This window comes from Litoreibacter albidus, assembly GCF_900107015.1.
Lineage (GTDB): Bacteria > Pseudomonadota > Alphaproteobacteria > Rhodobacterales > Rhodobacteraceae > Litoreibacter > Litoreibacter albidus.
The window spans coordinates 278,581-301,342 of sequence record NZ_FNOI01000004.1 but is presented as its reverse complement, the minus strand read 5'-3'; the positions used below and the strand labels follow the sequence as shown (position 1 = coordinate 301,342).

The 22,762-nt window shown below is 58.0% G+C and carries 24 protein-coding genes and 1 tRNA gene; 8 read left to right on the top strand and 17 right to left on the bottom strand.

Annotated features, from left to right (window positions below; all coding sequences use genetic code 11):
- Nucleotides 1-68: 68 nt before the first annotated feature.
- The 7 genes from argB to BLW66_RS11880 form a co-directional block, all read right to left on the bottom strand.
- Nucleotides 69-920 (bottom strand): acetylglutamate kinase, encoded by an 852-nt coding sequence (argB, locus tag BLW66_RS11910; protein ID WP_089947437.1) that lies wholly within the window; start codon nucleotides 918-920, stop codon nucleotides 69-71.
- An 81-nt stretch (nucleotides 921-1,001) separates the two neighbouring features.
- Complete coding sequence (gene yihA, locus BLW66_RS11905; RefSeq protein ID WP_089947380.1) at nucleotides 1,002-1,655, bottom strand: ribosome biogenesis GTP-binding protein YihA/YsxC; 654 nt, start codon at nucleotides 1,653-1,655, stop codon at nucleotides 1,002-1,004.
- Nucleotides 1,652-2,395, bottom strand: a complete 744-nt coding sequence (locus tag BLW66_RS11900; RefSeq protein ID WP_089947379.1) for an MOSC domain-containing protein — start codon at nucleotides 2,393-2,395, stop codon at nucleotides 1,652-1,654. Before BLW66_RS11900 ends, yihA begins: the two co-directional genes overlap by 4 nt.
- Complete coding sequence (yidC, locus tag BLW66_RS11895) at nucleotides 2,392-4,218, bottom strand: membrane protein insertase YidC (protein ID WP_089947378.1); 1,827 nt, start codon at nucleotides 4,216-4,218, stop codon at nucleotides 2,392-2,394. The genes BLW66_RS11900 and yidC overlap by 4 nt, the downstream gene beginning before the upstream one ends.
- Before the next feature lie 121 nt (nucleotides 4,219-4,339).
- The gene (locus BLW66_RS11890) at nucleotides 4,340-5,854 is read right to left on the bottom strand and encodes a putative bifunctional diguanylate cyclase/phosphodiesterase (RefSeq protein ID WP_089947377.1); all 1,515 of its coding nucleotides are present in this window, start codon (nucleotides 5,852-5,854) and stop codon (nucleotides 4,340-4,342) included.
- A 58-nt stretch (nucleotides 5,855-5,912) separates the two neighbouring features.
- Nucleotides 5,913-6,803 (bottom strand): tRNA 2-thiocytidine(32) synthetase TtcA, encoded by an 891-nt coding sequence (gene ttcA, locus BLW66_RS11885; protein ID WP_170833468.1) that lies wholly within the window; start codon nucleotides 6,801-6,803, stop codon nucleotides 5,913-5,915.
- 88 nt (nucleotides 6,804-6,891) lie between these two features.
- Entirely contained in the window at nucleotides 6,892-7,806 is a 915-nt protein-coding gene (locus BLW66_RS11880) for a LysR family transcriptional regulator (RefSeq protein ID WP_089947376.1), read from the bottom strand.
- Between the two features lie 110 nt (nucleotides 7,807-7,916).
- Here BLW66_RS11880 and BLW66_RS11875 point away from each other — a divergent pair, with 110 nt between their 5' ends.
- From BLW66_RS11875 to BLW66_RS11860, 4 genes are all read left to right on the top strand, one after another.
- Nucleotides 7,917-8,846, top strand: a complete 930-nt coding sequence (locus BLW66_RS11875; RefSeq protein ID WP_089947375.1) for a VOC family protein — start codon at nucleotides 7,917-7,919, stop codon at nucleotides 8,844-8,846.
- 9 nt (nucleotides 8,847-8,855) lie between these two features.
- Nucleotides 8,856-9,470 (top strand): alpha/beta hydrolase, encoded by a 615-nt coding sequence (locus BLW66_RS11870; RefSeq protein WP_089947374.1) that lies wholly within the window; start codon nucleotides 8,856-8,858, stop codon nucleotides 9,468-9,470.
- A gap of 43 nt (nucleotides 9,471-9,513) precedes the next feature.
- Nucleotides 9,514-9,810 (top strand): GNAT family N-acetyltransferase, encoded by a 297-nt coding sequence (locus BLW66_RS11865; protein ID WP_089947373.1) that lies wholly within the window; start codon nucleotides 9,514-9,516, stop codon nucleotides 9,808-9,810.
- Nucleotides 9,811-9,881: 71 nt separating this feature from the next.
- The gene (locus tag BLW66_RS11860) at nucleotides 9,882-10,847 is read left to right on the top strand and encodes a pirin family protein (protein WP_089947372.1); all 966 of its coding nucleotides are present in this window, start codon (nucleotides 9,882-9,884) and stop codon (nucleotides 10,845-10,847) included.
- Between the two features lie 7 nt (nucleotides 10,848-10,854).
- Here BLW66_RS11860 and yidD read toward each other — a convergent pair whose 3' ends face one another.
- From yidD to rpmH, 3 genes are read right to left on the bottom strand one after another with little or no spacing between them, the layout of a single operon-like run.
- The gene (yidD, locus tag BLW66_RS11855) at nucleotides 10,855-11,076 is read right to left on the bottom strand and encodes a membrane protein insertion efficiency factor YidD (RefSeq protein ID WP_089947371.1); all 222 of its coding nucleotides are present in this window, start codon (nucleotides 11,074-11,076) and stop codon (nucleotides 10,855-10,857) included.
- Entirely contained in the window at nucleotides 11,073-11,471 is a 399-nt protein-coding gene (gene rnpA, locus BLW66_RS11850; RefSeq protein WP_089947370.1) for a ribonuclease P protein component, read from the bottom strand. Before rnpA ends, yidD begins: the two co-directional genes overlap by 4 nt.
- A gap of 28 nt (nucleotides 11,472-11,499) precedes the next feature.
- A complete protein-coding gene (gene rpmH / locus BLW66_RS11845; RefSeq protein ID WP_073142323.1) occupies nucleotides 11,500-11,637 on the bottom strand; it encodes a 50S ribosomal protein L34 in 138 nt (45 codons plus the stop codon).
- A gap of 273 nt (nucleotides 11,638-11,910) precedes the next feature.
- Between rpmH and BLW66_RS11840 the strand changes: the two genes are divergently transcribed.
- The 4 genes from BLW66_RS11840 to BLW66_RS11825 all read left to right on the top strand — a co-directional run bounded on the left by BLW66_RS11840 (nucleotide 11,911) and on the right by BLW66_RS11825 (nucleotide 15,746).
- The gene (locus BLW66_RS11840) at nucleotides 11,911-12,645 is read left to right on the top strand and encodes a TVP38/TMEM64 family protein (RefSeq protein ID WP_089947369.1); all 735 of its coding nucleotides are present in this window, start codon (nucleotides 11,911-11,913) and stop codon (nucleotides 12,643-12,645) included.
- Nucleotides 12,646-12,647: 2 nt separating this feature from the next.
- A complete protein-coding gene (locus tag BLW66_RS11835; RefSeq protein WP_089947368.1) occupies nucleotides 12,648-14,066 on the top strand; it encodes a dihydrolipoyl dehydrogenase family protein in 1,419 nt (472 codons plus the stop codon).
- A 24-nt stretch (nucleotides 14,067-14,090) separates the two neighbouring features.
- Nucleotides 14,091-15,494: a sensor histidine kinase gene (locus BLW66_RS11830; RefSeq protein WP_089947367.1), complete on the top strand. Its 1,404-nt coding sequence runs from the start codon at nucleotides 14,091-14,093 to the stop codon at nucleotides 15,492-15,494.
- Between the two features lie 175 nt (nucleotides 15,495-15,669).
- Nucleotides 15,670-15,746: transfer RNA gene (locus BLW66_RS11825), tRNA-Arg, on the top strand.
- A gap of 270 nt (nucleotides 15,747-16,016) precedes the next feature.
- Here BLW66_RS11825 and BLW66_RS11820 read toward each other — a convergent pair.
- The 7 genes from BLW66_RS11820 to BLW66_RS11790 all read right to left on the bottom strand — a co-directional run bounded on the left by BLW66_RS11820 (nucleotide 16,017) and on the right by BLW66_RS11790 (nucleotide 22,693).
- Entirely contained in the window at nucleotides 16,017-16,319 is a 303-nt protein-coding gene (locus BLW66_RS11820) for a hypothetical protein (RefSeq protein ID WP_089947366.1), read from the bottom strand.
- Between the two features lie 34 nt (nucleotides 16,320-16,353).
- A complete protein-coding gene (locus BLW66_RS11815; RefSeq protein WP_089947365.1) occupies nucleotides 16,354-17,190 on the bottom strand; it encodes a serine hydrolase in 837 nt (278 codons plus the stop codon).
- Nucleotides 17,187-17,807: a Pr6Pr family membrane protein gene (locus tag BLW66_RS11810; protein WP_089947364.1), complete on the bottom strand. Its 621-nt coding sequence runs from the start codon at nucleotides 17,805-17,807 to the stop codon at nucleotides 17,187-17,189. The genes BLW66_RS11815 and BLW66_RS11810 overlap by 4 nt, the downstream gene beginning before the upstream one ends.
- A 105-nt stretch (nucleotides 17,808-17,912) precedes the next feature.
- A complete protein-coding gene (xylA, locus tag BLW66_RS11805; RefSeq protein ID WP_089947363.1) occupies nucleotides 17,913-19,214 on the bottom strand; it encodes a xylose isomerase in 1,302 nt (433 codons plus the stop codon).
- 1 nt (nucleotide 19,215) lies between these two features.
- Nucleotides 19,216-20,655 carry a xylulokinase gene (gene xylB / locus BLW66_RS11800; RefSeq protein WP_089947362.1) on the bottom strand — a complete coding sequence of 480 codons (1,440 nt, stop codon included), beginning with the start codon at nucleotides 20,653-20,655 and terminating at the stop codon, nucleotides 19,216-19,218.
- Nucleotides 20,652-21,401 (bottom strand): ATP-binding cassette domain-containing protein, encoded by a 750-nt coding sequence (locus tag BLW66_RS11795; protein ID WP_089947361.1) that lies wholly within the window; start codon nucleotides 21,399-21,401, stop codon nucleotides 20,652-20,654. The genes xylB and BLW66_RS11795 overlap by 4 nt, the downstream gene beginning before the upstream one ends.
- Nucleotides 21,401-22,693 carry a sugar ABC transporter permease gene (locus BLW66_RS11790; RefSeq protein ID WP_089947360.1) on the bottom strand — a complete coding sequence of 431 codons (1,293 nt, stop codon included), beginning with the start codon at nucleotides 22,691-22,693 and terminating at the stop codon, nucleotides 21,401-21,403. Before BLW66_RS11790 ends, BLW66_RS11795 begins: the two co-directional genes overlap by 1 nt.
- Between the last annotated feature and the right edge of the window lie 69 nt (nucleotides 22,694-22,762).

Sequence of the window (22,762 nt, the reverse complement as noted above, 5' to 3'; positions counted from 1 at the left end):
GTTGCTGCAGGCTGGCAAGGGGTGGCGTGCATTGGGCTTGGCTGCTCACACATAAGTGTGCCGGTTGCTTAGCTGTCCTGACGGATCATGGATCCCGCACCATGCGGCGTGAACAGCTCCAACAGGCAAGCATTGGGTGCGCGCCCGTCAAGGATAACCGCAGCGCGAACACCACCGTCCAAGGCGGCAAGGGCGGTTTCCGTTTTGGGTATCATGCCGCCTGCTATAACGCCGTCTTCCGTGAGCTTACGGATGTAGGACGCGGTCAACTCCGTTACCACTTCGCCGCTGGCGTCCTTCACCCCAGCTACATCGGTCAGCAGCAGCAAACGGTCCGCCTTCAGCGCGGCGGCGATGGCACCTGCGGCTGTGTCGCCGTTGATGTTAAACGTCTCGCCGTCCTCACCGAAGCCCAAGGGGGCGATAACGGGTATGATATTTGCTGCAAACATCTGGTGCAGGACTTTTGGGTTCACATCGACCGGTTCCCCGACGAAGCCCAACTCTGGTTGGGATGCGGTGCAGCGGATCATGGCGGCGTCTTTTCCGGACAGGCCAACCCCACGACCGCCTTGCTGGTTGATGGCTTGCACGATCCTCTTGTTAACCGAGCCAGACAAGACCATTTCCACAACTTCTACAGTTGCAGCATCGGTGACGCGCTTGCCGTTGACGAATTCAGACTGCACACCAAGACGCGCGAGCATGTCGTTGATCATCGGGCCGCCGCCGTGAACAATCACAGGGTTAATGCCGACTTGCTGCATCAAAACGACGTCGCGTGCGAAGAGGTCCATCGCCTCGTCGCTGCCCATCGCGTGGCCGCCCAATTTGATAACCACGATCGCATCGTCGTAGCGCTGCAGGTATGGCAGGGCCGCCGACAAGGTTTTGGCAGTTTCGATCCAGTTGCTGTTCATTGCGGTCTGTTGTTTCATTTGGAGCCGGTCGGTTACTTGGGTGAATTGGTGACCTGCCGAACGGTGGCAAGGTGGCTGGGTTTAAACCAATGTGCCGATTATATGGCGCAGCGTCGGGATGCCTAGGCCTTTCTCAGAAGAGGTCAAAACGATCTCTGGAAATGCAGCGGGGTGCTTTTGCAAGGCGGTGCTGACCTGCGCGATGACTTTCTCAAGCTCACCCTTTTTCAACTTGTCTGTTTTTGTCAGAACAACCTGAAATGTCACAGCGGATTTATTCAATAGCGACAGGATTTCTTCATCCACGGCTTTCACACCGTGCCGCGAGTCGATCAGCACGAACGCACGCCGAAGCGTTTGGCGGCCTGAAAGATAAGCCTTCAACAGGCGCTGCCATTTTTGGACAATCGCCACCGGTGCCTCGGCAAAGCCATAGCCCGGAAGGTCGACAAGGTAGTGGCTTTCAGCGAGCGTAAAGAAGTTGATCTCTTGGGTGCGGCCGGGTGTGTTGGACGTACGCGCCAAGGCCTTCCGGCCCGTCAAAGCATTGATCAGGCTGGACTTACCCACGTTGGAGCGGCCTGCGAAGCAGACTTCCAACCGATCAGCGGGCGGCATGCCATCCATCGCCACGACACCCTTCAGGAAGTCGGTTTCGCCGGCAAACAGAACGCGGCCTTTTTCGATTTCCTCGGAAGTGGGTTCCTCAGCGACTGAGAATGTAAAACTGGTCATGTGATATATGCCTTATCGCCGCTGCGGATGATGCCTGACGTTTTGACGACAGCATAGACCCCAAAATCTTGGTGGTCCCAAGTTTTTAACGCGCCCAACGTGTCTGCGTCGCGCTCACCGGTTTCGGGGTTCGCGGTTGTGGCGAGGCAGCGCGTGATGCGTTCCTCGATAGTGAATTCGACGTCGCCAATGCGCAGTGTTTTTCCGATCCAGCCAAATTCTTCCCATGGCTCCAATCCGTCTAACCAAAGGTTCGCGCGCCAGCGCTGCATAGATAGGGGCGTATTTAACGCGCCTTCCACTGCGCGATGCGTCGCGATGTTGGCAATGGACAGTGATGGAAACGGAGTATCAGTCATGCCGCGTCCGTCCACGCGAACGACCCGCGTGGATTGCGCGCGGTTTTCTGGCATCAGGGGTTTGACCCACTCCATCAGCTGAGCACTGTCGCGCTCCGGGTGTAGGGTCACGGTCTCTTGGTCGGGGTGCGACAGGGTTAGCGCCTCTGTGGCCTCATCCAACTTACACGCGATTGCCATGAGTTGGGGGGCTTTGGCCCCGCGCGAAAAGTTCGCGCAAGGTGCCCAGTCTGTGCCGTCCGTGCGTGCACCTTCATGCGCCACCGCCCAAGTTCTGTCCCATGGCATTGTCTTGCCAGCTTCAAGGGACACCTCGGAGAGCTGCTCCCGCCCATGTGATTTGACGGGGTGGCGCCAGATAGGGGCGAGAGTTGCCGTCATTTTTTGTCGCCTTCAGTCGCTTTTTTCCGTTGGAACCCGGACTTGATGTTTCCAAAAATGTCCGGCTTGTACCCTTGGGACCGCATGATCGAGTACTGCTGGATGAAGGTGATAATGTTGTTGGCGATCCAGTAGATGACCAGACCGGATGCGAAGCTACCCAACATGAACATGAAGACCCACGGCATCCAAGCAAAGATCATCGCTTGTGTGGCGTCGGTGGGGGCTGGGTTCAGCTTTTGCTGCAGCCACATGGAGACGCCAAGGATGATCGGCAGCACGCCAAGCGAGAAGATGAAGAAAATCGAGCCGGGCTCTGGGGTTGCATAGGGCAGTGCGCCGAACAGGTTCAGAATGGACGACGGGTCTGGCGCGGACAAATCGCGAATCCAGCCAATCCACGGCGCGTGGCGCAGTTCGATGGTGTTGAAAATAACCTTATAGAGCGAGAAGAAGATCGGAATTTGCAGCAAAATCGGCAAGCAACCGGCGGCGGGGTTAACCTTCTCTTTCTTGTAAAGCTCCATCATCTCTTGCTGAAGCTTTTGGCGGTCGTCCCCGGCCTTTTCCTTGATTTTCTCCATGCGAGGCTGGAGTTCTTTCATCTTCGCCATGGAGACATATGACTTATATGCCAGCGGGAAGAGCAGCGCCTTGATAAGCAATGTCAGCGCAATGATCGACCAACCCATGTTCCCGATAATTGTGTTGAGCCAGTGTAGCACCGCGAAGATTGGCTTGGTCAGGAAGAAGAACCAACCCCAGTCAATGCTGTCGATGAAGTTGTAAACGCCATTCGCTTCATAGGATTTGATTTCTTCCCATTCTTTCGCGCCGGCGAACAGGCGCGTGGTCACCTCTGCAGAGGCACCAGCCGCGATGTCGACGGGCTGCAGGCGGGCTTCCGTCTGGTAGATATCGGCGCTTGGGACGTATTTGACGACGGATGTGAAGGGGGTTGCGCCATCAGGGATCAGCGTGGTCATCCAGTATTTGTCGGCAAAGCCGATCCAACCGTTTGCTCCGACTTCGGACACCTCGGCGTTGGCCGCTTCACGTGCGACGTTCGGCAGTTCGGGCATGTCGTCGTAGTCGATCTCGCTCAGCACACCATCGGCCATCACAACAACGCCCTCGTGGGCGATAAAGAAACCTTCGATTTCCGGTTCGCCGTGGCGGGCCACGATGCCGTAAGGCTGAATGCGTTGCGCGGTTCCTGAAGCGTTCTCAACCTTTTGGGTGACCGTGAACATAAAGTTTTCGTCAACGGTGAAAGTGCGGCTGAAAAGCAGGCCAGCGCCGTTGTCCCATGTCAGTGTGACGGGAGCATTGGGGGCAAGTGTGTCGCCCTGAGCGAGGGTCCACTGAGTGTTCGCGCCCGGAACCTGTTCGTATGTCAACGTGCCTGACGGGGCCCAGCCGTAAAGGGCGTAATAAGCGTTGTCGGTTCCGACTGGCGACAAAAGCGTGACGTTGTCAGACTCCGCGTCGAGCGTCTCGCGGTATGTCGTCAAGGATAAGTCATCAAGGCGGCCGCCGGTCAGGGAGATGGACCCGTTCAGCCTTGGGGTTTCGATTTTCAGGCGGGTGTTTTCGGCTAGTGCTGTTGCCCGTGTTTCTGCGACCATGGCCGGCGTCGCAATAGACGTAGGCGCGGTTGTTGCTGGCGGAAGAACGGCTGACCCGTCGGTCTGCGCGACACTGGGCGAGCTGGCATTCGGATCGACCGCGACATCTTCTGGTGGGAAGATGAAGAACCAGCCTAGGATCACCAAAAAGCTGAGCGCTGTTGCAAGAATGAGGTTCTTGTTTTGATCGTCCATTTGGGGGCCGCCACCTGTCAATTTTAAGTCATGGTGGTTCAACAGGCTGGGGACCGAAAGGTCAAGCGGTATTGGCTGATCACGCGTTCTTGCTTGGTCACACGCATGGGGTGGGACGCGGCTATCCGGCGCGTCTTGGAACGTAGTTCATTTTCGACAGCCGGCTCTGGTGCTCTTTGAGCCACACAAGCGTTTGCTCGAATGGCATCGGGCGAGCAATCGCATAGCCCTGCATATGCGTGCAGCCGAGCTGCGACAGGATGCTTTTCTCACCGAGGGTTTCAACGCCTTCAGCAAGTGTTTTGACACCCATTTGCTCCGCCATGCTGACGATGGCGTTGATCATGCGCCGTTGCTCAGGGTCGTCATCAGCACGTGTGACGAATGAGCGATCGATCTTGATGCGGTCGACTTTAAAGCGACGAATGTTCGCCAAGGAGGCGTGGCCGGTTCCGAAGTCGTCTAGATCAATGTTGTAGCCTTGGCTCCCTAACGCTCTGATATTGCGCGTGATCATGTCGTCCTCATTCTCCGACACCACTGTTTCCAGTATCTCCACCGTCAATCGCGATGGGACCATTTCGAAACGATCCACATCCCACTTGATTCGCTCAACTAGGCTGGGGTTGCGCAAGTCCTGCGTGGAAAAATTAACAGCGACGGACGCAATGTTAAAACCTGAAGCGTCCCACGCGCGAATGGCGCGCAACGCATGTTGAAGCATCGTTTCACTAAGTTGCTCCATCGCGTTCGCATCCTCCATCGCGCTCAGAAACCCTGCTGGCGGGAGGATGCCGCGTGTCGGGTGGTTCCATCGGGCAAGGGCCTCAAATCCTGTGACTTGGCCGGTCTCGGTAGATATCTGCGGTTGAAACCACGCGATGATCTGGCCGCTTTGCAGCGCTTCCAGAACCTCTTCTTGGCAGGAATCCGTCGCTGCGCATGGAGTGGGGGTGTCGGTCGAATACCCGCGTAACCCTTCAGGCCCCTTGGACTTTGCGTCCTCTAACGCAAGGGCTGCGGCGCGGCGCAACGATTGCGCGTTTCTCTCCGGTGCACGGTGTTCCAGGCAAAACCCTGCGCTTAACGTGACGTAGGTACTGGTATCATCGAGGATGATGGAGCCACTCGCGGCTTTTTGCAGGCGTTCGATTAAAGAAATAATAGCGCCTAGCTCTGGTGTTCTGATGTTTGCTAAGGCGAGCGCGAAGCGATTCCCGTCCAGTTGCACGATAACGTCGCCAGGGCGCAGAACGGAGCAGAGCCGATCAGCCAAAGTGGCCATGATCGTTTCCACGCCATCAGCGCCCCAAGCATTTTGCAGTTTGGCCTGCGCATCAAGTTCGAGAAGTACCGCAGCACATCGATGGTTCCCATCTGACGAGGTCATTGCCTCATCAAGCGCGGCATCTAGACCAGCTTTGCCCCCGCTGCGTAACTGCAAGCGATATGGTCGTGCGTGTAAGGGGCGAATGCCCAGTAGGAGTACGGGGAGGGCGAAGCTGGCCACCGCCAGCACTTGCCATTGCGACGTCGCGAAAGAGACACCTGCAATTAACGGGAGTGCAGCGAGGCCGCAGCGCGTTACGAAAGCCGACCTGAATACTTGTGTTGTCCACGCCCATTGCCGTTTCATCAACTTCCCTTTCACACTCGGACAAAGGGAAGGTTAGGCAAGCATGCTTTGCAGCGTGTTAATCACCCGACAGCAAGTCAGGAGGGTTTTGTTCAATTTGTCCCTGATCGCGGGTCAACGCTGCAAAGTCGAACAGGCTGGTGTCGAGCAGGTGCGACGGATTGGTGTTGCCCAACGCCCTAAACATCTTCTGTCGCCGGCCGGGTGATCTCTGCTCCCACAGGTCAAGCATTTGTTTGATGTTCTGTCGCTGAAGCCCGTCTTGGGAGCCACACAGATCGCAGGGGATGATCGGGTAGTTCATATCACGCGCAAACCGCTCGCAATCGGCCTCTGACACATAGGCCAGCGGACGGTAGACGAACACGTCGCCTTCCTCGTTTAGCAGCTTGGGCGGCATCGCCGAGAGGCGCGATCCGTGAAACAGGTTCAGGAAAAACGTCTCCAGAATGTCATCGCGATGGTGGCCCAAAACAACTGCGGAGCACCCCTCTTCGCGGGCGATGCGGTACAGGTTTCCGCGGCGCAGACGCGAGCAGAGCGCGCAATACGTGCGGCCAGCTGGGACCTTGTCTTTTACAATTGAGTAAGTGTCTTGATACTCGATGCGGTGCGGCACGCCCATCTTTTTAAGAAACTCTGGCAAGACGGTTGCCGGAAAGTTGGGTTGGCCTTGATCCAGATTGCACGCCAGTATTTCGACAGGCAGCAGGCCGCGCCACTGCAGCTCTGTCAGCGCGGCTAGCAGCGTGTAGCTGTCTTTCCCGCCGGAGAGGCAGACCAGCCATTTGGCCCCGCGCTCCACCATGCCAAAGTCGTCAATGGCTTGCCGCGTATCGCGGATGATACGTTTGCGAAGCTTCTTGAACTCAGTGGTCGAGGGCGCGCCGTGGAACAGCGCGTGGATGTCGTCGTTCATGTGATCGGGGTTATCTGGTTTGTCCAACATGGCCGCGCTTATATGGTCTTACTGTGACCAAAGGAAGAGGGCGCGGAACACGGGTCAAGCGCGTGGTTAATGTCAGGTGGCAGTTTTCTTACTTTGCAAAGTTAAAGCCCCGTTCGTCGGCCAGATATGCCTCAAAGAAGTCGGTGAAGGTCGCCACAAGCGGCGGTAGTGCTTCGTAAGGCGGGTAGTAAAGCGATAGCCAGAGCGGCGGGAGGTGCCAGTCGGGCAGGACCACCTCGACGTCACCATTCGTGATTCCATCTCTCACATGAAACTCTGGCAGCACCGCGATACCTGTGCCCTTGCAGGCCAACCTGTACAGTAAATCGCCACTGTTGCTGTGGATCGACGTGCCCGTTGTGATCGCACGCTTCACGCCGTCCTTATGAAAGCGCCAGACCTCCGGCTCGTTGCTGTCTCCGTAGGACATGCAGAGGTTTTGATCGAGGGCGTCCGGCGTTTTGGGGCGCGGATGTCGGTCAAACAAGGACGGCGCCGCGACGGCGGTTAACGGGACCTCGCACAGCTTTCGCCAGATAGTCGACTTGTCGGTCGGCGGCGATGATACACGGATCGCCAGATCGCAGACCTCGGACACGATATCGACCAACCGATCCGTGAGCCGGATGTCGAGGTCGATGTTCGGATAGGCAAGCTTAAAGCTGTCGACTAATTCTGGCATCAACCGCAACCCTAATGACATAGGGGCGTTGACCGACAGACGTCCGCGGTAAGGTTGCATTTCGCGGTCAAGGTCGAGCTTAACGCGGTCAAACGCATCAACCAGCGGCTGGTAGCGCGCTGCGACAAGCGCACCAGTCGATGTCAGCGATACCTGCCGCGTCGTACGGATCAAGAGTTGCTGCCCGAAATTTTCCTCTAGCCGTGCAACTATGCGTGTGATGGACGCAGGCGTCATCTGAAGGGACTTTGCGGCGGCGCTAAAGCTTTGAAGCCGCGCGACCTCTAGGAATACCCGAACGGGTTTTAAGTCTTGTTGCATATTATTGTTATTATTCTTGGTAACAGTGAGTGCAATATAATTATTATAGATTGAATGCCTTGCGATCCCTAGGTTTAGCTCAACGATTTCAAAGAGGTTAGCGATAGGCCATGAAGAAACTTATCAAAGGGTTGCATCACGTTACGTCTATGGCGGCAGATGCGAAGGAAAATAACCAATTCTTTACGAGCATACTTGGCCTGCGGCGGGTCAAGAAGACGGTGAACTTCGATGCCCCTGACGTCTATCACCTGTACTACGGTGATGAGGTCGGAACGCCGGGATCTGTGATGACCTATTTTCCGTTCGGGAAAATGCCGAAAGGTAAGCGTGGCGTGGGTGAAGTGGGCGTTACCGAGTTTGCGGTGCCCAAAGGGGCGCTTGGCTTTTGGAGGGAGCGTCTCGCGTCCAATGGCGTCACCGGGCTGTCCGGCAGCTCGTTTCTGGGGGAAGACCGTCTGGAATTTGACGGCCCCGACGGCGATAGCTTTGCATTGGTTGAGGCCGACCCAGAAGGTAGGGCGGCTTGGACGGGAAACGGTGTCGGTAATGCCGAGGGTGTTCTGGGTTTTCACGGTGCGCGGTTCCGGCTGCGGGACGCCGACGCGACGGGTGAGCTTTTGACCTTCATGGGATACGAAAGGGACGAGAAGGAAGGCAGCGTCACGCGGTACCGCATCCAAGACGGAAATGCAGCGCGGACGATTGATCTGGAGGCAATTCCGGTGGGCAAGCAAGCCACGCAAGGGGCGGGCTCAGTGCATCACATCGCCTTTGCTGTGGAGGATCGCGCTGCCCAGTTGGAGGTGCGCAAGGCGCTTGTCGACACGGGGTATCAAGTCACGCCTGTGATTGACCGAGATTACTTTTGGGCGATCTACTTCCGCACGCCAGGTGGTGTGTTGTTTGAGGTGGCGACGAATGAACCGGGGTTCGACCGCGACGAAGACACGGCGCATTTGGGCGAGGCGCTCATGCTGCCAGAGCGTTATCAGCCATACCGCGATCAGATCGAACGAAATTTAGCGGTGATTGGTTAGGGGGCAAAGATGCAAAGCAGCACCTATCATGCGCTTACAAAGGATCCGGAAGGGGATGCGCCACTTGTGTTCGCATTCCACGGGACCGGTGGTGACGAAACGCAGTTTTTCGGCCTAGCTCAGGAATTGGTCCCACATGGGGGCGTTATCTCCCCGCGTGGTGATGTTCTTGAAAACGGCGCTGCGCGCTTCTTCCACAGAACGGGTGAAGGCGTGTACGACATGGAAGATTTGGCCCGTGCGACTGATAAAATGGCGGCACTCGTGGACGACTGGAAGGACCAGTTTCCTAACCGTGAGGTGTATGGGTTCGGCTACTCCAACGGGGCTAATATTCTGGCGTCCGTGATGATGGCGCGGCCTGATCTTTTCGATAGGGTGGGGATGCTTCATCCCTTGATCCCGTGGAGCCCGAATGAGGTGGCGGGATTGGCTGGTAGGTCTGTTCTTATCACCGCCGGACAGCACGATCCTATCTGCCCATGGCCGATGACGGAGGAGCTCGTTGCTTGGGCTTCGGCGCAAGGGGCTTGTGTCAGCACAAGCTTCCATGCGGGCGGGCACGAAATTCGGCGCGAAGAGCTTGCCGCACTTGCAGCACAATTCACCACCGCCCCCGGCTAGGAGGGGGAGCACGCCCCTCGCCAGAATACGAAGGATTACTGATATGACTGACATTAAGATTACCCGCACGGACACCGATTCCAAGGCGCGTTACACCGCCACGCTTGACGGCGTCGCGGGCGAAGGAGAGCTGACGCTATCGAAGGTGTCAGACGTGTTGATCATCGTCGATCACACCGCCGTGCCAGACGCCATGCGCGGGATGGGGGTCGCGGGGGCCTTGGCTCAGAGAGTAATTGCGGACGCACGGCGGGCGGGACAAAAGATTGTGCCCCTTTGCCCATTCATGAGCAGCTATGTGTCCCGCCACAAAGCGGAAACAGCTGATATCATCAGCTGAGAGGGCGGATGCTTCCATCCAATTTCGTAGAGCCAACCGCTAAAACCACGTAGAAACACCGAGGTGAAGACATGAGCTGGAACCCAACCCAAAAACCCGACTGTCCGCATACAAGCCTTGATGCGCTTGATACGCTAATCATCCCCCGCGCACGTGATCTGGGTGGCTTCGAGGTGCGTCGGGCATTGCCAAGCCCGAAGCGGCAGATGGTCGGCCCATTCATTTTCTTCGACCAAATGGGCCCGGCTGAATTTATCACCGAGGGTGGAATTGATGTGCGGCCACACCCCCACATTGGCTTGGGTACTGTAACCTATCTCTATCAGGGCGAGTTTGAGCACCGTGACAGTGTGGGTACCCACCAGATGATTTACCCCGGAGAGGTCAATTGGATGGTGGCTGGTCAGGGTGTGACGCACTCAGAGCGCACCAGCGACGAGACCCGCGCGACACGGCACAAGCTGTTCGGGATTCAGACATGGATCGCCCTGCCGGAAGACAAAGAGGACATGGCTCCCGAGTTTGAACATCACAAGGAGGCGGCCCTTCCGGTGATTGCTGAGGCCGGTGTCGAGGCAAAGCTGATCCTTGGCAGCGCCTATGGCGAGATCAGCCCAGTGACCATGCAGTCAGAAACATTCTATCTGGATGTGGTGCTAAAGCCTGGTGCGCATTTTCCGTTGCCCGTCAACCATGAAGATCGGGGGCTCTATATCACGCAAGGGTCCGTTGAGGTGGCGGGCGATGTGTTTGAGGAGGGCCGCATGATGGTGTTCCGACCTGGCGATAATATCAGCGTTCGCGCTGGCGCGCGCGGGGCCAGACTGATGGCCCTAGGCGGTGAAACCATGAATGAAGGCCGTTTGATCTGGTGGAATTTTGTATCGTCATCACGTGACAAGATCGAGGACGCCAAAGAGGCTTGGAAGGAGGCTGATTGGGAGAATGGTCCGTTCAAGCTTCCCGCAGGTGATAACGCGGAGCACATCCCGATCTCGCCGGAGCTTGAGAGAATGATGCCAAAGAAGAAGGTGTGAGGGGCGGCTAGTCAGGCACGTCGTCGACGCCCATCCCGCCCCAAGGGTTGCACCGCGCAATGCGTCGGGCCGCAAGCCAAGACCCTTTTAGGCCGCCGTGCTTTTGCAAGGCCTCCAAGGCATATGCAGAGCAGGTCGGGTCGTAGCGACAGTTGTGGCCGACCCATGGGCTAAACAACGCCCTGTAGCCGCGCACGGGCAGGGCGCAGACCCACGCGAGCGGCGTCATGTGTGCACCTTGGCGATGGCGCGTTCCAAGTCGGCCATGAGTTGTGCGAAAGGGCGCGACACCGTCTCAGTCGGGCGACCGACAAGAACGTAGTCCCAGCCTGTCTGCGCCTTGGCGCTGAGGGCGATGCGGGCGATTTCGCGCAATCGCCGTTTGGCGCGGTTGCGCGCTACGGCGTTGCCAATCTTCTTGGAGCAGGTGAAGCCGACACGCGGGGGGGCGTCGTCTCCGCGGTTTCGTGCTTGCAGCAGAAAGCCCGGTTGGCCCGCGCGCTTGGCCCGCGCCGCACGTAAGAAGTCAGCGCGTTTGCTGATAACCTCTAGACGAACGGAAGCCGCCGGTGGCACATCCGCGATCTGGACGTTTGGTCCTGTCACGTTGGCCTCCGGCGGCATCTAGGTCAAAAGGAAGAAGAAGGGCGCTTTACGCGCTCAGCTTCGTCCGGCCTTTCGCGCGACGCGCGTTCAAAATCTTACGGCCAGCTTTAGTCGCCATACGGGCACGGAAGCCGTGGCGGTGCTTGCGAACCAGGTTCGACGGTTGGAATGTACGTTTGCTCATGAGCGAGGCTCCTGCGGATAGGGGGGAATCCGGAAAGGATTCGAACCCATAAGTGTTCAGAGCCTGCGTCATAGACAGCCCTGTGTTCTGCGTCAACGGGCAAACCTGCCCAATTCTGCAACAATTCTGAACAGTGTTGTAACCTAAGCCGCGAATAAAGGCCATCCGGCCTGTGTTTGGCTCACCCTTGATCAAGCGACCGTGAGCGGTGGTATCAAAACGCATTCAATTCGCTCACTAACATGGCAGCTTAACCTTCAGGAACCCGAATCCATGGCAGATATGATGACAAACACCGGAAAGTCGGCCTTTCAAAAGAAACTGCCTATTCTGATTATCGTCGCGGTGGCGCTGATCGGTGCGTTCACCCTGCGCGACTATCTCAGCTTCGACGCGCTGCGTGACAACCGCGAGGCGCTGATCGCCTACCGCGACGCCAACTATGTGCTGGCGGTGTTGGGGTTTATTGCAATCTACGTTGTCATTGTTGCGTTTTCGTTGCCGGGGGCAGCGATTGCGACATTAACAGGTGGCTTCCTGTTCGCCACGTTTCCCGGTTTTTTATATAACGTTGTGGGGGCCACCATCGGTGCCACCGCGATTTTCTCGGCTGCGCGCATGGGGTTCGGCGACAAGCTGGCCGCTAAAATGGAAAGCGGCGCTGGGATGGTGAAGAAGATCAAGGACGGTATAGACGAAAATCAGTGGTCGGTTTTGTTCTTGATCCGCCTCGTGCCTGCCGTTCCCTTCTTTGTGGCCAATCTGGTGCCTGCACTGGTGGACGTGCCGCTGCGCCGCTTTGTGATCTCGACGTTCTTGGGGATCATTCCCGGGTCCATCGTCTATACCTCCGTCGGGGCCGGTTTGGGCGAAGTGTTCGAGCGCGGCGATACGCCGAACTTGGGGATAATTTTTGAGCCGCACATCCTGCTGCCTATTCTTGGCCTCTGCGCGCTGGCGCTGCTGCCGATCATCTTAAAAGCCGTGCGCGGCAAAGAAGGACTATAGATATGGAAACCATTAAAACCGACCTTCTCGTGATCGGCGCAGGCTCCGGCGGGCTTTCAGTCGCGGCCGGCGCCGTTCAAATGGGGGCCAAGGTTGTGCTTCTGGAAGATCACAAGATGGGTGGCGACTGCCTGAATTATGGTTGCGTGCCGTCCAAGGCGTTGATCGCGGCGGGCAAGCAGGCACATGTTATGCGCAACGGTGCCAAGTTTGGCGTGGCGAATGTAGAACCCCAAATTGATTATGCAGCCGCCAAAGATCACGTGAACAACGTGATTGCGACGATTGAGCCCGTCGACAGCCAGGAGCGGTTCGAAGGGCTCGGCGTCACCGTCATTCGAGAGCGTGGGCGGTTTACTGGTCCCACAACAGTGCAAGCTGGCAACACGGAAATCACGGCGCGGCGCATTGTTATCGCAACCGGCTCCGCGCCGTTTGTGCCACCAATCCCTGGATTGGACAAAGTGCCCTATTTGACCAACGAAAGCCTGTGGGACCTGCGTGAGTTGCCAAAGCATCTGTTGATCATTGGCGGCGGGCCTATCGGCATTGAGATGGCGCAGGCCCACTTGCGCCTCGGCTCCAAGGTGACGGTGATTGAGGGCGACAAGGCGATGGGCAAGGATGACCCAGAGCTGGCCGCCGTCGTGCTAGACCGGATGCGTGAAGAGGGCATGGTGATAGAAGAGGGCGCGCATGCGGATGAAGTATCCGGCATAGCGGGCGATATTACAGTGAAAGCCAAAGACGGGCGCGTGTTCAATGGGTCGCATTTGCTTGTCGCAGTTGGACGCTCCGCAAACGTGAGCGACTTGGGGCTGGAGCAAGCCGGTGTGGAATACTCACGCCGTGGTATCGACGTGGATGCGTCGATGAAGACGTCTAACAAGAAAGTATACGCCATCGGCGACGTTGCGGGGCAGCTACAGTTTACTCACGTGGCAGGCTATCATGCGGGTGTTGTTATCCGCTCCATCTTGTTCGGGCTTCCCGCCAAAACCAAGCAGGCGCACATCCCATGGGCCACCTACACCGACCCTGAGTTGGCGCAGGTTGGCCTGACCGAAGCACAAGCGCGCGAAGAGCACGGCGACAAGGCCGAGGTGTACCGTTTTCCGTTCCATGAAAACGATAGGGCGATTGCGGAAGGCAAAACAACCGGCTTGATCAAAGTCACGGTTGTGAAGGGGCGGCCTGTTGGGGCGTCTATTGTCGGCGCAAGCGCCGGGGATTTGATCGGTGTTTGGGCGCTCGCAATCGCGAATAATATGAAGATGAGCCAGATCGCGGGCATGGTTGCGCCATATCCGACCCTCGGAGAGGTTAACAAACGGGCTGCGGGTGCCTATTTCTCGCCAAGGCTATTCGAAAGCGATATGGTCAAGAAAGTCGTGGGCTTAGTGCAGAGGTTCCTGCCATAGACCCCACCTGCTGGAGGCAGATGTTTGATTAATTCGCTCTCAGGTCGGTTCCTCATACTGACGGTCATCTTCGTGATGCTCGCCGAAGTTCTGATTTTCGTGCCATCCGTGGCGCGCTTCAGAGAGGATTACTTGCTGGCCCGTTTGGAAAAATCCCAAATCGCGTCCCTGTCGGTTCTGGCGTCTCAGGATCAGAACATCTCGTCCAGCCTTGCGCAGGAGTTGCTGGACAACGCGGGTGTCTACAACGTGGTTTTGAGGCGCGACGCCGCGAGCCAGTTGGTCTTGTCTTCGCCGGTTCCTGGTCCTGTGACGACTATGGTGGACCTGCGTGATCCGTCTGCCGCCTATCTGATTATCGGGGCCATGCGTCAGCTGTTCGTACCGCCCGAAGGGGTCATTCGAGTTATCGGGGCGCCGACGCGCGCGGCAGGCACGATGATTGAGGTTGCCATGCCGCAAGCCCCGCTAAGGGCTGCAATGGTCGACTATGGGCTAAACGTTCTGGCGTTGTCTGCCGTCATCTCCATCATTTCTGCGGCACTGTTGTTTTTGGCCGTTCGCCGTTTCATGGTGCGCCCGATCAAGCGGGTTGTTCACTCGATGGAGGCCTACGCATTGGCACCCGAAGATGCGCGCCGTGTGATCCAGCCGACCTCCTCGATTACAGAGTTGCGCGCGGCCGAAGACACGCTGGCGGAATTGCAGACGCGTCTGACAGGCTCGCTCAAGCAGAAAGAACGCTTGGCGCAACTAGGCGGTGCGGTGGCCAAAATCAGCCATGACTTGCGCAATATTCTGACAACGGCGACCTTACTCGCCGACCGCATGGAGATGTCTGACGACCCCGCGGTGCAACGGTCTGCGCCAAAGCTCGTGAACTCCCTTAGCCGAGCCGTTAACCTGTGCGAAGGGACGCTGGCCTTCGGTCGCGTGGAAGAGGCCCCGCCGAAGCTTGCCATGACGCAAGTGCACGACATTGTTGAGGACGTGTTGCAAAGTGAACAGCTGTCGACGTCCTCGGATATTCGCTTCGATTGCGACGTCCCTAAGCAAATGATGGTACGCTGCGACGGCGAGCAGCTGTACCGGATTCTCGGGAACTTGGTGCGCAACGCGCGGCAGGCCCTTGAAGCATCAGGCACTGCGGGAAAAATCAGTATAGTCGGGGGGGAGGCCGCTGACGGGTGGCGTCTGACCATTCAAGACAGTGGGCCAGGGCTGCCCCCGAAGGCTCGCCAGAATTTGTTCACCGCGTTTGAGGGCGGCGTGCGGGTCGGGGGGACGGGCCTCGGCCTCGCCATCTCCGCAGAACTCGCACGTGGCCACGGCGGTGAGTTGAAGTTGGTACGCTCGGATGAGCACGGGACAGAATTTCAACTGTTCCTGCCGAAAGAAAACGCGTTGTTCGATCAGGCGGCGCAATAAGTCGTCGGCCCTCAGCAGGAGATTCGACGTCGGTTTGGGCAGCAGCGACGATTGGTTTTGTTGCTTCGAACAGTGTTTTCCACAGGAATTTCACGATCCGGAGCGGTTCTTTGAAGAACGCTTCAAATTGGGGTTGCATTGGTCTTTCAGCAAGGTTACATCGCCCCCAGACAGTGCGCTGGTAGCTCAGTTGGATAGAGTACTTGACTACGAATCAAGGGGTCGGGGGTTCGAATCCTCCCCAGCGCGCCAATGAATTCAATGCCTTAGCGGTAATTCGCTGAGGCATTTTTCGTTTTAGTCTCTTAAGTCGCGTGTTTATGCGTGGTGATCTGTATTCAAGGATGGGCAGGTGCATGCCCTCTTCGGGCTTGGGTCTTTTAATCGCCATCTCTGGCCCTCCGCTTTCTAACTATGAGGGCAGACCACTTCAAAGGGGGAGGCTCACCAGGAGTGAGGCGCTTATCCATCATCGAATGATTTGCGACGGATGCTACTTTGCCTTTGAGCACTCGTCGCTAGTCATTCGCCAGCCGTGTCACGGCACCCGAAGGGCACAAAGGTGCTCGCCATGCCTTCATTCATCGTCATGACCGTCAGCAGGTTGGCAAACTCAAATTCGCCGTCCGTCATTGGGCAAACGTTGCCTTGCGTCAGGCATCCGCCAGTGATGAATTCTTGGTTTTTCTTGATAAACTCGTCGCGCAACCTGTCGCGCCCGATCATCTTCGTCGCGTCGGTGACCGCGCGTTGGTACAGCACGCATTTGCGTTCGGCCCATGTCTGGCCAGCGTCCTGCGCTAAGACAGCTACGGGAAGGACCATGAAAATTCCGGCGCCCCAGAAGGTAGGGGAGAACCTACTCATCGGCGTATGGGTCATAAGGCGGCGACATGAGGTTGGTCGTGGCGATGCGCACTAGCTCCGCATGGCGGGCGAACTGAAAATCTGAGTCGCGGTTCGCGCCGGTAATGAAAGCCGCAAGAAGGAGTGGTGAGCGATCCGGCGGGAAGATGGTCGCGACACTTAACGTGTTGTCGCCTTCTGCCCCAGTTAGCGCCGCAGCTTCCCAGCCAGCGGGCACGCCATACATCGGGGCCGTTAACCACCCGCGTAGCAGCGCTTTGCTTTGCGGCGATAGCGCAGGCCCAGACAGATACATCCATAACGTATTGGCCGCTTGATGTGCGGTGGTGCTGTGCTGCATGTCCCAAGGTTCACTGTCTAACCCGGCGATGCGGGTCGTCTTATCGCCGGCAAGGGCGAGTTGTGCAGACAGGGCCACGATGCCTCCGACATGATCCAATAACGACCGCGCGGCAGATCTATCACCACGCAACAGCGCGGCCTCGCAAAGGTCATACAGGGGGCGGCCCTTCTCGAACTGCTTGGTGCCAGCGTCGACGCCACGCAAAACTTCAGCGACCAGTATGAGCGGCATGAGCGCACCAATTGGCACGCGCTCCTGTGGCCCCCAAACTGCAGCACGCCCCGTCTCGGTATCCAGCGCATAGACATTGAGGCTACCTTGGAGGTCCATTTCGATCAACTCAAACGAAAAGTCTGGAATAAGCCCGTCATCATAAGTGCGGGGCTGCCATGCCCGCGTGTTCCGGTCACTCGCTTGTGTCGGGCCAATTAGCGCGCAAAACGCGGCGAGCCCTGTTACCGCGTGCCGTCGTGTGATCCTTGTCATGTCCGACGTCCTGCGAGCCACCTGTCCGCCCAAATGGCGAGGGTCGCGACAAGGGCGAAGGCGGCGATAAGGATAGCTATACTAATCGCCAGAGCTGGAATGCTCTGCTGCGATGGGTCAAGGAACCAATAGGCGTACCAGCCATCAAAGGCCCCGCGCGTCATGGCATAGGCGAAATAGGCGAGCGGTACCAGAATGGCGGGGGCCATGTCGCGCCAGCGCAGGTCACCGTGCGGGAAGGCAATCCAAGTGAGCAGAAACAAAACCGGCGTCACGTCATGGAGCAAGCTGTCGACGATGGCTTGTAGGCCAGTGGGGCTCCAGATGGCGCGTAGGGCTACTGAGTAGACGATGCCCACCATCAGTATGGCGGTCAGCGCCGCCAAGCGCATCGGGGCAGACGCAAGAGGATGCATCGGTCGCAACACAAGTGCGCTCGACACTATGGCGACGAGTAGATTTGTCAGGATGGTGAAAAAGCCAACAAAGCGCCAGATAGCCTGCAAGGCCGTCGCGCCCTCAGATGTCATCCGCTCTATGATCAGGCCGCATTGCAGCGTGAGCGCTCCCCACGCCACGATGGCGGTGACAATGGCGGCATACTGTCGGAGGGTCATGTGCGGTCTGTGCTCGTCATTGGTTGCCAGAGAGCCGCAACCTACCACCAACTCAGTCCGTGGTAACCCCGCAGCGCGTTCCTGTGCGCGCGGCGGGGTGTGTTCTTACAGGTAACGGTTTATCAGATTTTCTAAACGCTCCTGCTTGCCGGAACGCGGCTCGGGGTTGATGCCTTCAGCGACAACGCGGTCGTGGATCGCGCTCAGGTCGCTATCGAGAAGGCCCGTGCCTGCCTCCGTTTGCCAGCCGGCATAACGCGCGTCACGTGCCGCTTCCAATTTGCCGTCCTCCAGCATCGCGGCAGCGGCTTTGAAGCCCGCAGCACAGGCATCCATACCGCCGACATGGGCAAGGATCAGATCCTCCGCGTCCAGCGACTGACGGCGCAGCTTGGCGTCAAAGTTGGTGCCGCCGGTTTTGAAGCCACCGGCACGCAGCACCTCATAGTAGGCCAGTGCCATTTCTGGCACGTTGTTGGGAAACTGGTCGGTGTCCCAGCCCGATTGGTAGTCGTTGCGGTTCATGTCAATGGAGCCGAAAATTCCCAACTCACGGGCCAGCGCCAACTCATGCTCGAACGAGTGGCCTGCCAAGATGGCGTGACCTTGTTCAATGTTGACCTGTACCTCACCTTCGAGACCGAAGTCCTTGAGGAAGCCGTAAACCGTTGCCACGTCGTAATCATACTGGTGCTTTGTGGGCTCTTGTGGCTTCGGCTCGATCAGGATTGCGCCTTCGAAGCCCATCTTGTGTTTGTAATCGACAACCATCTGCAACATCCGGCCAGCCTGCTGGCGTTCACGGCCCATGTCGGTGTTAAGCAAAGTCTCGTAGCCCTCGCGGCCGCCCCATAGAACGTAGTTTTCGCCGCCCAGTTTGATGGTCGCGTCCATGCAGGTTTTGATCGTTGCTGCCGAAAAGGCAAATACATCCGGGTCAGGGTTTGTCGCCGCGCCGGACATGAACCGTCGGTGCGAAAACAGGTTTGCCGTGCCCCAAAGAAGCTTGATGCCGGTCTCGTCCATCTTCTCACCGAAGTAATCGACGATGGCTTCTAGATTGCGGGTGTTCTCGGCAAAGTCTGCACCTTCGGGGCGCACGTCGGCGTCGTGGAAGCAGTAGTAGGGGACGCCGAGAATTTGAAACATCTCGAAGGCCACATCGGCCTTTAGCTTTGCGTCGGCCAGCGTGTCGCCGAACCAAGGGCGCTCAAAGGTTTGCCCGCCAAATGGGTCTCCGCCCGGCCATGCAAACGAATGCCAATAGGCAGCGGCAAAGCGCAGGTGGTCTTTCATCGGTTTCCCCATGACCACTTCGTCGGGGTTATAGTGGCGGAACGCGTAGTCGTTGTCGCTGTCTGGCCCTTCATATTTGACGGCGGGGATGCCTTTGAAGAAGTCGGTCATGTTAGATATCCTTTAGAACTTTGTAGGCGGTGCGGTAGCGGTCGTGCGCTTGCGCAAATGCGGATTGAAGGCGGGTGTCTGGGTCAATGGTTTTTGCGATTGGCGGCATGGTGGCAATTTCGACGCCAGCGCCAGTCGCGGCCATCATGCCAAGGCGTGCAGCGCCTAGGGCCGCGCCAAAGTCGCCTGCCTCCGGTACGCGAAGAGGGATGCCCAATGTCGTGGCGATAACGCGGAGCCAGTACTCAGACTTTGCGCCGCCCCCCATCGCCAGCGCGCCGTCGATCTCGGTGCCGGTGGAGCGCAACGCGGCTTGGCAATCGGCAAAGGCGAAGGCAACTCCTTCCAACACGGCGCGCGCGGCCTGCTTCGCATCCGTGGCGTGGTCCAGATGCAAAAACTGTCCGCGCATTGCCGCGTTGTTGTGCGGCGTACGCTCCCCGCCAAGGTAGGGCAGGAAAAGTGTTTGCGATGGCGCCTGAAGAGCACCCAGATCGGCGGTCAACTCAGCGGCGGTTTGCCCTGTCAGGCGACTGAGCCATTGAAGCGCATCTGTGGCGGCCAGAATGACGCCCATCTGGTGCCACGTGTCAGGGACGGCGTGGCAGAATGTATGCACCGCGCTTGCCGCGTCTGGCTGGTAGGCGTCAGAGGCCGCGAACAGCACGCCGGACGTGCCCAGCGACACGAACGCGTCGCCTTTCTTCACTACCCCTACGCCTATCGCGCTGGCGGCATTGTCGCCGCCGCCGCCCGCTATGACGACACCCTTGGGAAGCCCCCAAGCCTGCGCCAGATCATCGCGCAACATGCCCGATACTTCCGACCCTTCGACAAGGCGGGGCATGTGGTCGCGGGTTAGCCCGGTTGCGGTCAGCAATTCATCCGACCAGTCGCGTTTATCCACGTCGAGCCAGCTTGTCCCAGCCGCGTCCGACATTTCCGCGACATAGTCGCCCGTCAATACAAAGCGCAGGTAGTCTTTCGGCAAAAGCACCTTGGCGATTTTGCCGAACAGGTCCGGCTCATTGTTGCGGACCCATGCGACTTTGGGTGCAGTAAAGCCGGGGAACACGATGTTGCCTGTTAGGGCGCGAAACTTGGGGTTGTTGTCCAGCGCTGCCGCCTCGGTGGCGGAGCGTGTGTCGTTCCATAAGATGCAAGGGCGCAGCACTTCGCCTGAGGCGTCAATCAGGGTCGCCCCGTGCATATGCCCCGACATCCCGATGCCACGCACGCCCGACACATCCGCCGTCGCGCCGATGGCCTTGATCGCGGTTTGCGTGGCCTCGACCCATTGCGCGGGATCTTGTTCGGACCATCCGGCGTGTGGGCGGGACACCGTCAAAGGTACGGAGTGTTCGGCCAAGACGCGTTGGTCTTCGCTGATCAAAATGGCCTTTAGCGACGATGTCCCTAGGTCTATTCCCAGATAGGTCATGTCTTGGACTTCGGGTTCTTGCCCAGAATGATCATCGACAGGATGTCATCCTCCGTCACATCCTCTACGCGCTCCGTGCCAATCATCTGACCGTTTTTCATGACGGATACGCGGTCGCATAGGTCCATCATTTCGCGGGTGTCATGGCTGATCAGGAAAATCCCCAAACCCTGCTTTTTCAACTCGCCGATAAGCTCCGCAACCATGGCTGTCTCATGGACACCCAAGGCCGCTGTCGGCTCGTCCATGATCAGGATTTTGGCGTTGAAATATACAGCCCGCGCAATGGCTACGGATTGGCGTTGGCCACCCGATAGCGCCGACACAGGCTCTTTCAGTTTCTTGAAGTTGGGGTTCAGGCGCGCCATGATTTTGCGCGTCTCGGCCTCCATCTTGCTGTCATCGACAAAGCCCATCGGCGTCGTTAACTCACGACCCAAAAACAGGTTGGAGGCCGCATCAAGATTATCCGCCAGCGCAAGCGTCTGGTAAATCGTCTCGATGTTGTAATCGCGGCTGTCCCGTGGGGAGTTGATGGTGGCGCGTTTGCCCTCGATCCATATCTCGCCAGAGTCCATCTTGTAGGCGCCGGACAGCATCTTGATCAGCGTCGACTTGCCCGCGCCATTATGGCCCAGCAGGCCCACAACTTCGCCCGCGTGCAGTTCTATGCTAACGTTATCAACCGCGCGGACACCGCCAAATGCGATTGATACGTTCTTCATTTCGACCAGTGGAGTTGTCATTATTTTGCTCCCATCCGCTTGCGATATTGAATGTCGATCCAAACCGCCGCGACCAAGACCGCGCCGACCACGATGTTTTGGTAGGGCGCATCCACGCCAACCATTGCCATGCCGGACTGCAAGGATTGCATGATCAGCGCGCCGATGATGGCCCCGTAGATCGTGCCAACGCCGCCAGAAAGTGCCGTGCCGCCAATCACCGCTGCCGCGATCACGCGCAGCTCGTCCAGCGTGCCGATGTCATTGGTGTGATACCCAAGACGCGCCGAAGCCACGATGCCCGCCAAGGCAGACAGAACACCGACCATGGAGAAGATTTTGACCGTAAGCAGGCGTGTGTTGATGCCGGACAATTCTGCCGCATCGGGGTTGCCGCCGGTGGCGAAAATGTAGCGCCCCAGTCGCGTGCGCAGGGCGATGACTGTCATTACGATCGCCACAGCAATCAGCACCAGAACCGAATACGGCAGCCCATAAGCCGCAACGCAGCCCTCGGCCACGTCACAGCCGAACAGGCTCGGGTCGCGGGCAATCACGCGGGACGGCACGGTATAGGCGTTCAAGATCGCGACGAAGCCCAGAATTGCACCCGCAACAACCGCCATGATTAACGCTTCTGCCCACATGGGCTTCACAGGGAAGCCGTGCGAGGTCTTGGTGCGCCGAGCGGACCACATGGCCACCAACGAAAGAACAGCCGCTACGATGCCGACAACCCAGCTCCAGAACGCGCCAAGCGTGCCGTTGATGCCGCCAAACAGGATGAACGTCTGATCCAGTGGCCCGATGGTTGCGCCGTCTGTTAGCCACCAGCCGACGTTGCGCCAGATCAAAAGACCGCCGAGTGTCACGATGAAGGCGGGAATGGCTTGGTATCCGACCAACCAGCCCTGCGCCGCGCCGATGATCGCGCCTGTTAGCAAGCCTATCGCAATGGTGATCCACGGGATCAGCGGGTGCCCCAACTCAAGCCCGAACAGCTGTGGCAACCATGCGGTTTGCGTCATCCCCATCACGGCTGTGCAGGTTGCCAGCAGCGCGCCAACCGAGAGGTCGATGTGCCGCGTGACAATCACAAAGACCATGCCGGTTGCCATGATCGCAACTGATACCGTCTGGATCGTGAGGTTGAACACATTGCGCGGCGTCAAGAACCGACCATCGGTCAGCAAGTTGAACACGATGCACACAATCAAGAAGGCTCCGATCATACCCAACAGGCGGGTATCAACCTCTAGCGACTGCAGGAAGCTGCGCTTTGGCTGGGGGGAGGGGGCGCTTTGGTCAGACATGGTCTGTCTCCATAACAACGGATGCGATATCCCGATCAACGCCGGCGGCGGCCGGTGGCGGGATGTCTG